Annotated in this window: 15 protein-coding genes; 7 read left to right on the top strand and 8 right to left on the bottom strand. The window is 33.5% G+C overall.

The features are described 5' to 3' along the window. The first annotated feature begins 13 nt into the window (after window positions 1-13). The 3 genes from rpmH (at window position 14) to yidD (ending at window position 1,107) form a co-directional block, all read left to right on the top strand. Window positions 14-169 carry a 50S ribosomal protein L34 gene (gene rpmH, locus WCG23_01920; GenBank protein MEI8388620.1) on the top strand — a complete coding sequence of 52 codons (156 nt, stop codon included), beginning with the start codon at window positions 14-16 and terminating at the stop codon, window positions 167-169. Between the two features lie 86 nt (window positions 170-255). Beyond that, window positions 256-645: a ribonuclease P protein component gene (gene rnpA, locus WCG23_01915; GenBank protein MEI8388619.1), complete on the top strand. Its 390-nt coding sequence runs from the start codon at window positions 256-258 to the stop codon at window positions 643-645. Window positions 646-900: 255 nt separating this feature from the next. Then, window positions 901-1,107, top strand: a complete 207-nt coding sequence (gene yidD, locus WCG23_01910; GenBank protein MEI8388618.1) for a membrane protein insertion efficiency factor YidD — start codon at window positions 901-903, stop codon at window positions 1,105-1,107. Window positions 1,108-1,135: 28 nt separating this feature from the next. On the opposite strand, the gene WCG23_01905 is transcribed toward yidD, so the two are convergent. Beyond that, complete coding sequence (locus tag WCG23_01905) at window positions 1,136-1,447, bottom strand: hypothetical protein (GenBank protein MEI8388617.1); 312 nt, start codon at window positions 1,445-1,447, stop codon at window positions 1,136-1,138. Between the two features lie 210 nt (window positions 1,448-1,657). Here WCG23_01905 and yidC point away from each other — a divergent pair, with 210 nt between their 5' ends. Then, window positions 1,658-2,794, top strand: a complete 1,137-nt coding sequence (yidC, locus tag WCG23_01900; protein MEI8388616.1) for a membrane protein insertase YidC — start codon at window positions 1,658-1,660, stop codon at window positions 2,792-2,794. Between the two features lie 25 nt (window positions 2,795-2,819). Beyond that, window positions 2,820-4,193: a tRNA uridine-5-carboxymethylaminomethyl(34) synthesis GTPase MnmE gene (gene mnmE, locus WCG23_01895; GenBank protein MEI8388615.1), complete on the top strand. Its 1,374-nt coding sequence runs from the start codon at window positions 2,820-2,822 to the stop codon at window positions 4,191-4,193. A 2-nt stretch (window positions 4,194-4,195) separates the two neighbouring features. On the opposite strand, the gene WCG23_01890 is transcribed toward mnmE, so the two are convergent. The 5 genes from WCG23_01890 to WCG23_01870 form a co-directional block, all read right to left on the bottom strand. Continuing rightward, entirely contained in the window at window positions 4,196-4,462 is a 267-nt protein-coding gene (locus tag WCG23_01890) for a hypothetical protein (protein MEI8388614.1), read from the bottom strand. Between the two features lie 189 nt (window positions 4,463-4,651). Beyond that, window positions 4,652-5,077 (bottom strand): CBS domain-containing protein, encoded by a 426-nt coding sequence (locus WCG23_01885; GenBank protein ID MEI8388613.1) that lies wholly within the window; start codon window positions 5,075-5,077, stop codon window positions 4,652-4,654. A gap of 243 nt (window positions 5,078-5,320) precedes the next feature. After that, window positions 5,321-6,211 (bottom strand): ribonuclease HIII, encoded by an 891-nt coding sequence (gene rnhC / locus WCG23_01880; GenBank protein ID MEI8388612.1) that lies wholly within the window; start codon window positions 6,209-6,211, stop codon window positions 5,321-5,323. A 13-nt stretch (window positions 6,212-6,224) separates the two neighbouring features. Beyond that, entirely contained in the window at window positions 6,225-6,470 is a 246-nt protein-coding gene (locus WCG23_01875; GenBank protein ID MEI8388611.1) for a hypothetical protein, read from the bottom strand. 188 nt (window positions 6,471-6,658) lie between these two features. After that, entirely contained in the window at window positions 6,659-9,031 is a 2,373-nt protein-coding gene (locus tag WCG23_01870; GenBank protein MEI8388610.1) for an endonuclease MutS2, read from the bottom strand. Between the two features lie 542 nt (window positions 9,032-9,573). Between WCG23_01870 and WCG23_01865 the strand changes: the two genes are divergently transcribed. Then, entirely contained in the window at window positions 9,574-12,351 is a 2,778-nt protein-coding gene (locus WCG23_01865) for a glycosyl hydrolase family 65 protein (protein ID MEI8388609.1), read from the top strand. Between the two features lie 91 nt (window positions 12,352-12,442). Here the strand turns inward: WCG23_01865 and WCG23_01860 are convergent, their stop codons facing one another. Next, a complete protein-coding gene (locus WCG23_01860; protein ID MEI8388608.1) occupies window positions 12,443-13,318 on the bottom strand; it encodes a GGDEF domain-containing protein in 876 nt (291 codons plus the stop codon). A 101-nt stretch (window positions 13,319-13,419) separates the two neighbouring features. Further along, window positions 13,420-13,800, bottom strand: coding sequence for a hypothetical protein (locus WCG23_01855; protein ID MEI8388607.1), 381 nt, complete (start codon window positions 13,798-13,800; stop codon window positions 13,420-13,422). 158 nt (window positions 13,801-13,958) lie between these two features. On the opposite strand from WCG23_01855, the gene WCG23_01850 reads away from it, so the two are divergent. Beyond that, the gene (locus tag WCG23_01850) at window positions 13,959-15,161 is read left to right on the top strand and encodes a serine hydrolase (protein ID MEI8388606.1); all 1,203 of its coding nucleotides are present in this window, start codon (window positions 13,959-13,961) and stop codon (window positions 15,159-15,161) included. The last annotated feature ends 3 nt before the right edge of the window (window positions 15,162-15,164 follow it).

The raw sequence follows: 15,164 nt of genomic DNA, 5'->3' as shown, positions 1-15,164 counted from the left end.
GGAGCAATTAGCAATGAGTAAACGTACACTTGAAGGTACAAAAAGAAAAAGACAGCGCGTAAGCGGCTTTTTAATAAGAATGAGTTCTTCTGAAGGCAGAAATGTTATTAAATCAAGAAGAAGAAGAGGTCGTCATAAACTTGGTATTCAGCTTAAAAAAAGGGCTTAGTCCTTATTTGAGTTTGTTCTCGGGAAAATATTGAAGATTTGTAAAAAAATATAGTTCCGTCCCGAAAACAGAAATCTAAACCAGGAATGATAATCGGTATAAAAATAGTGCTGCCAAAAGATGAAAGATTAAAAACAAGCAGAGAATTTTCAACTATTTACAACCTGAAAAGGTCAGTTGCAAATCCTCTGCTTATTTTATATGTGGGAAGAAAAAAGGCAGATCCGTCTATCCCGACAAAAGTAGGTTTTGTTGTAGGCAAAAAAGTTCATAAGAGAGCCGTTAAAAGAAATAGAGCTAAAAGGCTTATGCGTGAAACTTATAGAAATATCAGAAAAACCGATGAATTTTTGTTGAAAAATTATGAATTTTTGATTTTTCTAGCGCGTATTCCTATTCTTGAAGCGGATTATAATCAAGTGCATGCCGGTGTTATAGATTGTTTTAAAAAAGCTGCTAAAAGATTTAATTTATAAGGTATCTTTATGTAAAAAGAGATTAAACGCTTGATTTAAGTGGCGATTAGCCTCTTTTATAAATAAAAAAATGCTTTTACTGTATAATATTATTAAACTGGAATTACTAAATCGTCAAAATCGTTATTGCGAGTGTAGCGAAGCAATCTATAAAAAACAAAATGGATTGCCGCGTCGAGTCTAAAGCCTCTCCTCGCAATGACGCGAAAATTTATTCAGCAATTCAAGTCATTAAGTAATAAAAAAAAGAAAAACATGAAAAGAATAGCAATTTTACTTATAAAAATATATCAGAGAATATCAGGATTTTTTCCGAAAAATTGTCGGTTTTACCCGACATGCTCGGAATATACAAAACAGTCAATATTAAAATACGGACTGTTAAAAGGAATTTTTTTGGGGATTAAAAGAATTGTAAGATGCCATCCGTTTAATCCTGGCGGATATGACCCTGTTCCTTAGAAGCTGTTTTGTTAAAATCAAAAATATTTTAAGCAGTCCATATATTTGCTTTTTCAAATTGCTCTGCTTCAGGATATATTCCATCTTTATATTTCAACGCATCATTTTTTAAATGACAATAATCCACCCCTATTTTATTTAACTCGTCCAAGAATTTTTTTTCTTTTCCATCTTTTACACTGTCTTCATAAAAACGCACAACAATTTCATTCTTTTTTATTTCCATACATCCGAGGTTTGGATGATTAATTGCGTCATAATAAGCAGATTGTATTTTAGAATCGTTTTGACTATTAGGTGTAGGGATTCTAACAACACCTTTAAATGAAATATTTTGCATCGTTTTTCACTCTATTTTTCTTTAAATAATTTTTGAATCCAGATGTTATAAGGTCTCTAAAAAAGGGAAATTGACAGTTTCCCCCTGTGTTGTTTACAAAACTTTACATAAATAAGCTACAATATTAAATAAACGCGTAGGATAAAAATTTTTTTTATGGGATTATAAAAAAATAAACAAAAAGAAGATTCGTGAAGTGAGGTTAATATAGTGGATTTTTCAGCTTTAACAGTACAAATATTAAAAGCTCTTGCAGATATAGCAGGAAGTTACGGTCTAGCTATAGTTCTTTTGACAGTGATTATAAGGCTTGCAATGTGGCCCCTGAGTGTTGCACAGCAGCGTTCAATGATAAAAACTCAACAGCTTGCTCCAAAACTTAAAGAATTGCAGGAGAGATACAAAAGCAATCCTCAAATGATGCAGAAAAAAATCGCGGAATTTTATAAAGAACACAGTTTTAATCCGTTTGCAGGGTGTTTTCCGATGTTGATTCAGCTGCCGATATTCATTATGCTTTACTCTGCCCTTATGAGTCCTCAATTTATACAAATGGCAGGCAAAACATCATTTTTATTCGTTAAAAGGCTCGATTCTACAATGAGAAGCCATGCCGGAGTCGTGGGAGACAAGATATTTGGTGTAGAAGAACATGATACATTTTCAACAGAAAAAACTATCACTGTTTATATTAATAATAAAAAACAGGAAGTGGCAGTTAAAGATCCTAATAAGTCTGTTGAAATTCAGGGAAATATAATTCCGGGAGAACCTGTTGACTTAAAAATAAATCTTGAAAATCAAATAACGGATTTGAAATTTAGTGAAATGGATAAAATTCAGACAGCCCAAGTTCCTATAATAAACAATGCAACAAAGGAAATTGAGAATGTAACATTTAATAAGAGAGACGGCCTTTTGGTAGCCCAAGTTTCGACAGTCAAGGCAAAAACAGTCTTTCATCCTGACGTTTTAGTGCTTGTTATTCTGTTCGGTCTCACAATGTTCCTTTCTCAGAAGGTAATGACATCAGGAAAGAAAAATGTACCTGCTGATCCTGCCCAACAAGCAATGCAAGACAGTATGGGCAAGATGATGCCGATAATGGTTACGGGTATGTTTGTATTTGTTCCGATTCCAGCTGGTGTTTTGCTGTATATGGTAGTGAGCAATGTTATTCAAGTGATACAAACTGTTGTAATTAACAAGCAAATAGAGGCAGAAAATCCTAAAAAACCTGATATTATAGACATAGTGGCTTCTGAACCAAAAAGTCTTACAGAAGGTGTTGGTGATGCGGCTAAAGAAAATTCTTCCGAGAAAAAAAATAATAAATCAAAGTGGTAAATAGGGAAAATTGATTCCTTGCAAAATGAAAAAAATTTATAACCAAAATGATACAATAGCAGCAATTGCAACTCCTCTTGGAACAGGCGGGGTCGGTATCGTAAGGATTTCCGGAGAAAAATCGCAGGAAATTATCTCGAAAATATTTTCTACAACGCTGCAAGATAAGATCCTGCCTGATTTTAAGCCAAATAAAATTTATCATGGCTGGATAATCAGTAACAAAAAACCTATAGATGAAGTAATTGTTCTCTGTTTTAAAAACCCGAACAGCTACACGGGAGAAGATGTTTTTGAAATTCAATGTCATGGAGGCATTAATGTTGTAAAAAACATCCTAAAGCTCTGCCTTAAAGAAGGAGCAAGACTTGCGGAAAAAGGCGAGTTTTCTAAGAGAGCTTTTATGCACGGAAAATTGGACTTAAGTAGAGCAGAAGCTGTTCTTGACCTTATTCATTCGAAAACTGACAAGTTTTCTCAAGCTGCGGCAGGAAATTTATCGGGGAATCTCTCTAATCACATAAATAATTTAAGGAAGGAAGTTCTAGATCTTTTATCGATGATGACAGCAGCTATTGATTTTCCCGAAGAAGTCAATGAGCCCGAGTATTTTTTTATAGAGGAAAAACTCAATTTTTTTATAAAAAAGATAAATCTTATTTTATTAACGGCAAATTCCTCGAATTTAATGAGAGATGGCTTAAAAATTGCCTTTGCAGGCAAACCCAATGTGGGAAAATCCTCTTTGTTTAACGCCCTTCTTGATATGGAAAGAGCAATAGTAACAGAAATTCCCGGTACAACAAGAGATATTATTCAAGAATCCGTTGATATAGACGGAATCCCTGTAATTTTAATGGATACGGCAGGAATAAGAAATCTGGATTCCAATAATTCAAGCGACTATATTGAATCTATCGGTATAAATAAAACTAAAAGCTGTATAGAAAATGCAGATTTAATTCTTTTTATTTATGATTTAACTCAAGGACTCAAAACTGAAGACCTTGCAATTTATGAAGAGATAAAAAACAAAAAAGTAATAAAAATCGGCTCAAAATCAGATTTAGTGGAAAGCTGCAATGACAGTCAAAGCACTATTAAAATTTCTGCAAAAGCAAAAATAGGGCTTGATTTAATCAAAAAAGAAATTAGAAAACTTATAATAACTGAAGACGCTTCAAATGAATTTTGTACAAATACACGTCAACAGGAATGTCTTGCAAAAAGCCTGGCTTCACTTGAACAATCATTAAGTGCCTGCAAAAATAGTGAAATTCAGGATTTGATTTTAATTGATTTAAAGTCTGCCCTCATCGCACTTGGAGAAATCACAGGAGAAGTCATCTCAGAAGAAATTATTAATAATATTTTTGATAACTTCTGTATTGGCAAGTAAGATTAATCCATAACATTTATTTTTAAGCTCTGATCTAGTTCGTAACGGTCTAAATGGCTTTTTAACAAATAGCCTATTATCATAGAACAGGTTACAATGTCTTTTTCTTCAAGGCTGCTGGTTTTTTTTCTGACTTTTGAAATCAAATCGGCATAATTGTTAATTACATAAAGCATTTGGACATCAATTCTGTCAACCATTATATCCATTGTTATCTGAGGGTTTTCGAGACTTTTAAGGAAGTCTTCAGCGGCTTTAACTTTGTTCATATATCTATCCTAATAATGTATTGAGACTATAAAATGTTTCGCAAAAAACTCTTTCTTATCTTAATTTTTTTCGCGAAGCAGGAGCGAAAGCCTGAAGAGCGGCTTTGCCTCTCTGGAAGGCTAAACTCATTTTAACGAGTTCAGTATAACAGTAGTAACTTTAATCTCTCAATACACTAACAGTTTAGTCTATACCGGCAATTTTTTTATGATAGAAAGTATATCCTCTAACCAGAGAACGCCAACCATTTTTTTCTCCCATGGCTCATTTACTACCGGAATACAGGTATTGTTAAGGTATTTCATAATAGAAAAAGCATCTTCTATTTCCATGTTTGGATAAACAATCACAGGAAACTTGTCTTTTCCGATAATATCTTTAACCATTATGTTTTCAAAAAGATTAATATTTTTGCTTAAATTAAGTTTGAGAATATTTTTAATTTTTTTCTTTGTAATACAGCCAATAATTGCAAAATCTTCATTAACAACCGAGATAGCATCTACTTTAAATTTTTTCATTGCTTTAATTGCACTGTAAAGAGTGTCTGTTTCTTGAACGTAAACCGGTGAACGGCTCATATAATAACTAACGAAAAAATTTTTTTCTCTCATTTTTAATTTTTCCTCTACGGTTGTGAATTTAGAATAATTAATTTATGCTGATATATTTCGATAAAAATTATTAAAATTCTTGTGTTTAATTTATGTTTTGTATAACAATTTAATGTACAGTTTAGCTAGATTAACTAACTTAATTAACTATATAAAAAATTTATACATAAATCACTTAGCCATGTTATTGATTTACATTTTCTTATACAAAGAATTTATATATATATAGTTTGTATATATATACTATTTGATGTGTAGTTCTTTTGTTGTTTTAAAGTGTAATTTGGCAATATTTTTGAGTGATTCGAATCCATGTTTGCTTGCAAATTCAGAAGCCTGTTCTTTAACTTTAGGTGAAGCGCCTTTTTGAAAAGTTATTCCATGTTCAACAGAAAGTTTTTTTATTCTCTGAACAAATTCATTTCTTGCTAAAATAGAGGCTGCCGCAACTGCAAGATCGGATTCAGCCCTGACTCTTTGTTCCAGATTGATTGTTTTTCCTTTTTTCAATAAAGCATTTTTAATCAAAGATTCATTGCCGAATTTATCGGAAAGAACATTCCGGCATGGTTTTTTCTCAAGAATATTTTCTATAGCTCTGGCATGTCCCCACGCCAGCAGTGTATTTAAATTTTTAAACTTTGAATAAAGCTCATTGTACTTTGCAGGATTAATTACTACCACAGAAAAAGTGCTGTTTGCCTTAATCTGCACGGCAACTTTTTCTATTATGGAATCATTAAGCTTTTTGCTGTCCTGAATATTAAAAGCGGAAAGTTTTTTTATATTTTCTTCTTCGACAAGCACACCTGCAATCACAAGCGGACCAAAATAATCCCCTTTTCCCGATTCGTCAGTACCAATCCAGCTTGAGTATTTTGCTTTTGTTTCAGGCAAAGCCAAAACACTCTGCGTGCTGTTTTCTATCCCCAAATATTCTTTCAGGAAAGCATCGGTTTCTTTTCCCTGTACAAGCAGTTTTCCGCTATTGTAAAGAGTAACAGACAGACCGTTTTTTTGTCCCCGCCAAAAAGCATACTGAACTTGCTGGAAATTAAAACCGCTTTTTTCGAGCTTTTGTTTTAATTCAGGTTCTTTTGTTAAATCAAATTTCGCTGTATAAGTGTTGTTCATTAAAAACTAAAAACTAGCCAACAAGTCCGCTATCGTCAGATTCACTGGCTTTAACCATTATTGCATGCTGAACAGGTTTTTCTTTTTTGATTGAAGAGTTAAAAGTAGGCTCTACGTCATAGCCGAACTCTTCGTGCTGTTTTTTAACAATTTGTTCTTCAACAAGTTTTTTAGCAAGAGCTGCTACTTCATAAACAAGTTTGTACTTGTTTTCTGCTTTTTCTGTTGTATCAAGTGAAACACGTATCATTGCATCCATTATTTTTTCTCCGGAAATTCAAATCTTTTATTTTGCTAGCTTTATTAAACTATACTACGCTAAAAATGCTTTATCAATTGTTCTTTTTATTTTTGTGATTTTAAAATTAAGAGCCGATTTTGTTAAAAATACAAAAATCAAGATATATAAGCGTTTAAGGCAAGTTTAGGGGCTGCTGCTTCAAGAGTCTAAGCTAATTCTGCGACAGTAACTCCGTCACCGCCTTCTGTCTGTTCTCCTGCTCTGAATTTGCTGATATATGGCGAAGTTTTGAGGTACTCTCTGACTGCTTTTCTTAAAATACCCGTCCCATGCCCATGAATAAGATAAATAGGAGAAAGATTCGCCAGACTGGCTTCATCAAGAAAAAATTCTACTTTGTCTATCGCATCTTCTGCGCTCATTCCTCTTAAGTCAAGCTCATTGCTTATTTGGTGTCTTTTTAGCTGAATATATTTTGGTTTTTCTATATTAGTCTTAAATTTGGCAGATTTTCCCGATTTTGTTTTTACTAGCTCATCTGCTTTTACTGTTGTTTTAAGTAAACCTATCTGCACCTGAACATTGTTATTTTTGTCAGGCAAAGCAGAAACAACAGCTTCCTGATCCAGATGTTTTATAAGCACTGTATCGCCAATTTTAATATTGTCCCAGTCAAGTGGCTGAAATTCAGGTTCAAGCAGCTCTTTTTCTCCCTGACTAAACTGCCTGAGTTCAGCTTCTGTCCCGCCAAGCTTTGAAAGGGTTCGCCTTGAAACTTTTTCGCTTTTTGTTCGCCTGATTTCTTCAAGAATATCTTTAATTTCTTCCTTTGCTTTGAGCAGCTCCGCATCAAATTTTTTCCTGTAAACACTGATAATCTTTTTTTTCTCGTCTTTGATTTTTTCAATATCTTCATTGTAAGCTTTTTCAAGCTTTTCAAGATTTTCCTTTGTTTCCTCAACTTTTTTGGCATTTTTTGAAAGTTCTTGCTGTGTATTTTGAAGTCCTTCAAGAACCTGCCCTGTCGGGTCTTTTTTCGTTAAATATATTTCCCGTGCTTTTTTTGCAATATTTTCATTAAGTCCAAGTTTTCCCGCTATATAAATGGCATTACTCTTGCCCGGCATTCCCATTAATAATTTATAAGTAGGCTCGAGGCTTTCAGTATCAAATTCTACGCTTGCGTTATAAAAGCCTGATTTTGTGTAAGCAAGTGCTTTAAGTTCGCTGAAATGGGTCGTAATGATTGCCCTTGAGCCTTTGTCAAAAATATCTTGCAGGATTGCCTCGGCAAGAGCTGTTCCTTCTAGAGGATCAGTGCCTGCTCCGACTTCATCAATCAAAATAAGTGTGTCATCATCTGCGTTTTCAAGAATATTGATAATGTTTTTGATATGTCCGGAAAACGTGGATAAGCTCTGGATAATGCTTTGTTCATCCCCGATATCCGCAAAAATGTTTTTAAAAGGATAAATACTTGCCTCTACAGCAGGGATATGCATACCTGCTCGAGCCATAAGTGTACAAATTCCTACTGTTTTGAGAACTACCGTCTTTCCTCCCGTATTCGGACCGGTAATTATCATTATATTGAAGCTTTTCCCGATTTTTATATCGTTCGGGACGACTTTTTCAACAACTCTCAAAAGAACAGGATGCCTTACACTTTTGAGAGAAATATATTTTTCAGTGTTAATTTCAGGTTCTGTCGCCTTAATCGATATACTGTATTTTGATTTAGCAAAAACAAAATCTATATCGCCAAGAATCTCGAGCGTATAAGTCATCTCCTGCGTAATTTCTTTGACCCTGCCGCTTAGTTCTGTCAAAATTCGTTTGACTTCAGCGTCGATTTTTATCTCGATTTCTCTGAGTTTGTTGTTAAGCTCAACAATTATCCGAGGTTCAATAAAAATTGTTGAACCGCTCGCCGAAATGTCATGGACAATACCCGGAACATGCGACTTATGTTCGGCTTTTACTGGTACTACATACCTGTCATCCCTCAAAGTAAAAACGCTTTCCTGAAGGAATTTCGAGAAAGAAGCTGAATTTATAAGGGAATTAAGTTTGTTTTTGAGATTAAAAGTCTGGTCTTTAAGGCTTACTCGCAGTCTTTTTAGCTCGGGACTTGCTGTATCGTACATATTCCCTGCCTCATCAAAAATATCGAGAATATCTTCTTCCAGAAGCTTATCTTCATATAGACCCGTTGAAATCTTGTGTAATGCGGGTACTTCTTCTTTGTACCTTTCAAAAAACGACTTTAATCGCCTTGAAGCCCCCATTGTATTGGCTATATCAATTAATTCTTCACCTCTCAGGGTTTTTCCTGTTCGGGCAATTGAGAGAAACTCCGCAATATTTCTTATACCGCTGAGAGGAGGATATATAGTATGGTCTAATAAATATTTCCCTTCAGTTGTAAGTTTTAGCTCGTACCTGATTTTTTCGGCATTCAAAAAGATTTCTGCATTTAAACAACGCTCTTTGCCGATTTCGCAGGTAGAGTGCTTTGAAAGGTCTTCAAGAATGGTTTTCCATTCAAGTACTTTTATAGTTTGTTCAATTGTATTCATAATTCAATATTTTTAATCAACTAATAAACTCTAATTGATAGTTAAATTTACGCGTCATTGCGAGGAGAGGCTATAAACTCGACGCGGCAATCCATTTTATTTTTTATAGATTGCATCGCTATGCTCGCAATGACGATTTTGGCGATTTAGCAATTCGAGTTAATTAATATAATCTGGAAATATTAAACACCATTAATATTCTCATAATAATTTAATAACATAAAATACAGACAATTTGTATTTTAAAGATAATGATTTCGTTAATAATAAAAGATTAAAAATTATGTCATGATTTAATTCGACATGGCTTTTTGTTGAAAATATTTGGTTAATAAATTTTTATTAGATCAAATATTTTTTGTATAATTTGGTTTTTGTTATTTAAAGCATTTATTTGTAACAGTTTTTTAACAAACCAATTTACATGGGGGTCAATTTTTATTTTTAGAGGTTTTATATTTTTAGAAAGTTTTAAGATCTCACAATCTATAAAGGAAAGCAGAAAAATAATAATATTATAAATTATTAAAGAGGGCTGGAACATGTTAAACATTTCTCAAGATACAAATTTGAATGATTTGAATTCGATTGAAAGACAACTTTCAAGTTTATCTTTTGGTATTAAATCGCTCCTTTCTCCTACAGAAATAAAAGAACTTAATAAGAAAAACACATCACTTATTGAAAATCCTGATATGGTTTTTTATGATGTGACAAATATAAAACCTGTTCCCGAAAACAAGGACAAAATCGCTGCTCTTTCATCTGTTTTATCGATAGAAAACGGGTATTTTGGCGCAAGAAGTGATCTGGAAGAAGGCTATAAAGCTACTTCAACAGCAGGTACGTATGTTGCAGGCATGTATATTGTAAACCCCGATAACAAACAAACAGATAAACTCGCTGTTATGCCGGATTGGACAAAAATGCAGGTTTTTGTTGACGGTAAAGACATAAATATCAGCGAACAAAAGATTATTAGCCATATTAGATATTTTGATACAAAAAAAGGTGTTACCGTAAGAGAATTAGAAGTTCAGGATGATAAAGGTCAAATTACTAAAATAAAAACAGAAAAATTCGCGTCTTTAAAAGATAGAAATATTGGCGGAAAAAGCATTTCTGTAACTCTTGTAAATTATAAAGGAAAAATATCGGTAAAATCGGGAATAGATGCAAGTGTGGTATTAGCAAAGGATAATGTCCCGAACGCTAAAATTTCTCCTCAAATTTTAAATAAAACAGTCACAGTAAGCGTACAAACACCACAACAGCAATTTAAAGACGGCAACGGTAAAGAAAATGGAATAATAGAGCATTCCAAACAACTTTCGGTATCCCAAAGAAGCACTTTTTCTTCTGATGATGATTCTATAAGCGTTGAACAAAAATCTTCATCAAAACAATATAACAAAGAAGATAAAACCGTTTATGAAAATTGGACTTTTGATGCGAAACAGGGTAAAGAATATAAAATTGACAGTCTGGTGGCAATACATTCAAGCGTAGATGACAAAAATCCCAATGAAAATATAAACACAAAAGTGAAAGACCCTTCTGAAAAAAGTATTACCCATTTGGATTCCATGTCAGATGATTTTTATGCTCAAAATTATAAAGCTCATGTGTCAAAAATGAACGAAAGAATGGAAGAATGCGGTATAAATATTTGCGGTGACAGCAAATCTCAAAGATATGCCAATTATGCAAATGCCCGTCTTGTAATGGCTGCTGAAAATAATGACGAGTATCACTCTGTTTCCGCAAGAACACTTACAGGACCAAATTATGCAGGACATGTGTTTTGGGATAACGAAATATTTGATCTTCCCCATACTATCCTTACCAACCCTGAAAAAGCTAAAGACATGCTTATGTACAGATACCACACACTCGCGGGCGCAAGAAAAAATACAGAGATAGAAAATAAAAGAGAAGGGACTCATTATAAAGGCGCAAGATATGCATGGGAATCTTCATCAAACGGAGAGGAAAGAACTCCGCCCTGGGTGTTTAACGAAGATGGGAAAAAAGTTAAAATTATGAGTGCTGTGGCAGAAAGACACATAGTCCCCGATGTTGCTTGTGCTGTCTATGATTATTGGAAAGCAACAGGCGATGATGAATTTATGAAAAGTCACGGCGCTGAAATTATGTTTGAAACTGCCAGATATTCAAGAAGTATACTTGTAGAAGAAAATGACGGCAAACTTCATACTAAAAATGTTGTTGGTCCTGATGAATATCATGAACAGTTTGCTATAAAAAGCAACGGTGAAAAAGAAGGTGTCCATGATAATGCGTATACCAACATTTTTATCAAACATAATCTGGATAAAGCCAGAGAAGTAGCTTTCTTCCTTAAAGAAAAATATCCTGCCGACTATAAAACAGTATCAAACAAAATAAAATTGCAGGACTCGGAACTACAAGACTGGGATGAGGCTAAAGAAAAAATTTATGTGTCTAAAAATTATAAAAATCTTGTTATAGAACAGTTTAAGGGTTTTAATGATCTGCCGCCTGTTGATTTAAAGTATTTTAGAGAAAAATACGGAGAAGAACCTGCGCAGAAATTTGATGTTGTAATAAAAAAAGAAAATAGGGAAAAAAATATTTTAGATGAACATGGCGAGCCGCTGGATGCAAATGCTTATCAGGGTGTAAAACAATCTGATGTGTTGATGATAGCTTCAGCACTCCCTGACAGACTTCGAGAAATTTTTCCCTGTATCGATGTTCAAAAAATAATTCAAGCCAATTATGATTACTATGAACCAAAAACAAGCCATGGCAGTTCTTTGAGTGTAGGTATACATAGTCAAATCGCCAGTAGGCTTGGAAAAAAAGAAGAAGCATACAAATATTTTATCCAATCAGGAGGGATGGATATTGACGATGTGATGAACAATGCTAAAGGCGGTATTCATGCTGCAACTCTTGGAGCAACATGGATAGCTTTGATAAAAGGCTTTGGCGGTCTGGATCTTAAAGAAAACGGTTTAGCGTTTGCTCCTACTCTTCCTAATAGATGGAACAGACTCGCATACAATGTTAAATGGCATGGTCAAAAATTAAATGTAACTATTACCAAGAATATTACCAACGATCAGAAAGTTCAATTTAAGGTGGGTATTGATAATAAAACCTCAATTCCTGTGAGTATCTCAAAAGACACACTTGGAGAAGATAAATTTAGAAATCTTGAAGCCGGCAAAATTTATTCGGCAGAAAAAACTTCAACAGGCTGGAAATGGATAGATGCTGGAAAGAAAATCAATTCGCAAAGTCATCAAAATCTTGAAACTCAATTAGTATAGAATTTGTAAATAATTTTATACAAAAAACCTCCGTTTTCGTAATTTATTACTTTATCGGAGGTTTTTTGTATGATATCAGTTTTAAAGTTTCTTAAATTTCAAGATTCATCTGGGAGAAAAGTACAACCTGATTTTTGCCTCTTTTTTTGGCTGCGTAAAGAGCATGCTCTGAGTATCTGATAATTGTATCTGCTGTTTCATCAATCGCAGAAAGGAAAGGATAGCTGGAAATGCCGCTGCTTACAGTAACAGGATGCTTTTCTTCTTCTCCTTCAGGAATAAATTCCATTTCTTCTATGTCTTTTCTGATTCTTTCCGCAAAAATATAGGCATTTTCTTCTGTTGTGTTAGGAAGAACAAGGATAAACTCTTCATCGCCGTATCTTGTAAGTACATCTTCTTTTCTGGCTCTGCGTTTAAGTATTTCAGTGATTTGTTTAAGAAGCACATCACCCCATGCATAGCCATAGATATCATTTACGACTTTAAAGAAGTCAATATCCAGCAAAATAGTGGATAAAGGTAAATTATAACGTTTTGCCCTTGATAATTCTTCTTCCAACCTTTGGTGAAGGCAGCTTCTGTTGTATAAGCCCGTTAATTCGTCTGTAGTTGAAACTGTTTTAATTGTATCTTTCAGCTCTTTGATTTTAAGCATATTTGCAACACGTATCATTAATTCAGTATTATCTACAGGATTTAAAATATAATCAAAGGCTTCTGCCCTGACCATAATTTCAAGCACTTTATCAGTTGCTATAAGCAAAGGCACCGAAATTTTATTTCTTACGAGAACGTCTTCTATAACTTCCTGTTTTCCTTCCAGTATGATTAAGTCAGGGCTTAATGATTCTGCCTGTTTAATCTCATCAATTTTTTTAGCGATTACAGAGTAATCAAAGCCTTTTAAAAGCTGTGATTCGAGTTTTGATTTTCCTTCAGAATTGTAGATTATAATGTTTTTCATTTTCACACCGCCTGTTTATTCTTCTCTTTCTAAATTTTACATTTTAATTCCGATTATTATTATTTTAATAAATTTTTATAAATTTATAAAGCTTTTATTTTTTATAAACCTAAAGAGTTTTCCTGAGAGATTACAATTTTTCTTAACAATCCTTTTTTTATTTTTATAATTCCCGAAGAAGTTTGAAGTTCAAGATTTTCGGAATCAAAGGACAGCAGTTTGCCGGAATATCTGGTATTTTTTATAATTCCCGCTTCAACCATATCCCTTGCCGCATCTGCGTTGATTTCTCTAACAATAGTTCTTTCGCCGTTTTTTGTCGTTGCTCTAATCATTCCGCCAGCCGCAAATTGAATTTGACACTTGATTTCCTCCCCGTTATCAAGAATCAAAAGATCATGGCGCGGCAAATCAAAGTCAGTTCCCAGATAAACATTTGATGCTATAAAAATTATTAAAAGCTTATTTAAAATAAAATCCATAATACCTTTTATTTTAAATGGTTTTTAAATTTTTGTATCAAATAAGTAAAGTATTTATTTTAAGAAATGTATCTTTTCTCATCTTTTTTAACAGATTGTAGTATTATTTTATTTATTATGTGTGTTTGTTGAATATAGCGAAGCGGGAGAGTTGTATCTTGGCTTTACATAAATCAGGCGAACTGAAACAATCGATAGGCGGGAATGAGTCCCGAAATGACCAAATAAAAAATAATAGAATAATAAATAAAAAACATCTTGAAGAAGCATGTAACAGTTCTTTGCAGAGATCCGAAATGAGAAAAAATATAAAAAAACAACAATCTGAAAGAATAAGATTTTTAGTTATATTTTTTGTTGTATTTAGTATGGTCTTACCAAAAATATTTATTGAAAATTATAATAATCTCTTTTTTAATAAATTGACTAATCAAAATATACAAATCCCAAAAAATATTTCTTATCTGAATCAGGCTGAATCTGCGATAGCAAATAACGGGGATTTTCTTGATACAAAGTTTTTAGACGAAATCAACACTAAAAATTCGTTAATGAAGACACCTGTATTTAGCGGAAAAATGTATAACCTTACAAATCGTCTTAAATATCTTTCTGCAGGATACCCGCAGCTAAAGGCAGGGATTTTTGTATGGGATTACAATACGGGAAGATATGTAGATATTAATGGGGACGGAGTTTTCCCGACAGCCAGTATAATAAAATTACCTGTTATGTTTCAGCTGTTCAGAAGAGCTGAAAAGGGTTTAATTAACTTAAATGACAAAATAAGTCTGACAAATTGTTATGTATCAGGCGGATCAGGTTATTTACAATATTCTCCTTTAGGAACCAGACATACTTATAGGCAGCTTGCCGGCTTGATGATTCAAGAAAGCGATAATACAGCTACTAATATGCTTTTATCTTCAGTAGGAGGAATGAACGAACTTGACCGAGAAATTAAAAGATGGGGACTGAAAGTAACAAGCCTGTCAAACTGGCTCCCTGATCTTGACGGAACAAATGTTTCAACTCCGAAAGAGCTGGGAACTTTACTTTATAACATTGGAAACACAAATTTGCTTTCACTAAAAACACGAGTTGAAATTGTAGATATTATGAGCCATGTGAGAAATAATCGTTTAATTCAGGCTGGACTGGGTGCTGATGCAGGATTTATTCACAAAACAGGTGATATAGGAAGAATGCTCGGAGATGCAGGAGTTGTAGCACTTCCTGACGGTAGAAAATACATAATTGTAATAATGGTAAAACGTCCGTGGAATTCTTTTGCCGCGAAAGAGTTTATAATAAACGCGTCAAAAATCACTTATGACTCGTATATGAGGCAAAATCAGTAATTT

The organism is bacterium, from assembly GCA_037147175.1.
Classification (GTDB): domain Bacteria; phylum Cyanobacteriota; class Vampirovibrionia; order Gastranaerophilales; family UBA9971; genus UBA9971.
The sequence above is the reverse complement of the archived record's forward strand: the minus strand, read 5'-3'. Positions and strand labels throughout refer to the sequence as shown.

Bases quoted from the DNA above. Each gene is read 5' to 3' on its own strand.
- rpmH (MEI8388620.1), top strand. From the start codon at position 14: ATGAGTAAACGTACACTTGAAGGTACAAAAAGAAAAAGACAGCGCGTA.
- WCG23_01855 (MEI8388607.1), bottom strand. From the start codon at position 13,800: ATGGATTTTATTTTAAATAAGCTTTTAATAATTTTTATAGCATCAAAT.
- yidD (MEI8388618.1), top strand. From the start codon at position 901: ATGAAAAGAATAGCAATTTTACTTATAAAAATATATCAGAGAATATCA.
- WCG23_01890 (MEI8388614.1), bottom strand. From the start codon at position 4,462: ATGAACAAAGTTAAAGCCGCTGAAGACTTCCTTAAAAGTCTCGAAAAC.
- WCG23_01860 (MEI8388608.1), bottom strand. From the start codon at position 13,318: ATGAAAAACATTATAATCTACAATTCTGAAGGAAAATCAAAACTCGAA.
- WCG23_01865 (MEI8388609.1), top strand. From the start codon at position 9,574: ATGTTAAACATTTCTCAAGATACAAATTTGAATGATTTGAATTCGATT.
- WCG23_01905 (MEI8388617.1), bottom strand. From the start codon at position 1,447: ATGCAAAATATTTCATTTAAAGGTGTTGTTAGAATCCCTACACCTAAT.
- WCG23_01885 (MEI8388613.1), bottom strand. From the start codon at position 5,077: ATGAGAGAAAAAAATTTTTTCGTTAGTTATTATATGAGCCGTTCACCG.
- mnmE (MEI8388615.1), top strand. From the start codon at position 2,820: ATGAAAAAAATTTATAACCAAAATGATACAATAGCAGCAATTGCAACT.
- rnpA (MEI8388619.1), top strand. From the start codon at position 256: ATGATAATCGGTATAAAAATAGTGCTGCCAAAAGATGAAAGATTAAAA.
- rnhC (MEI8388612.1), bottom strand. From the start codon at position 6,211: ATGAACAACACTTATACAGCGAAATTTGATTTAACAAAAGAACCTGAA.
- WCG23_01875 (MEI8388611.1), bottom strand. From the start codon at position 6,470: ATGGATGCAATGATACGTGTTTCACTTGATACAACAGAAAAAGCAGAA.
- WCG23_01870 (MEI8388610.1), bottom strand. From the start codon at position 9,031: ATGAATACAATTGAACAAACTATAAAAGTACTTGAATGGAAAACCATT.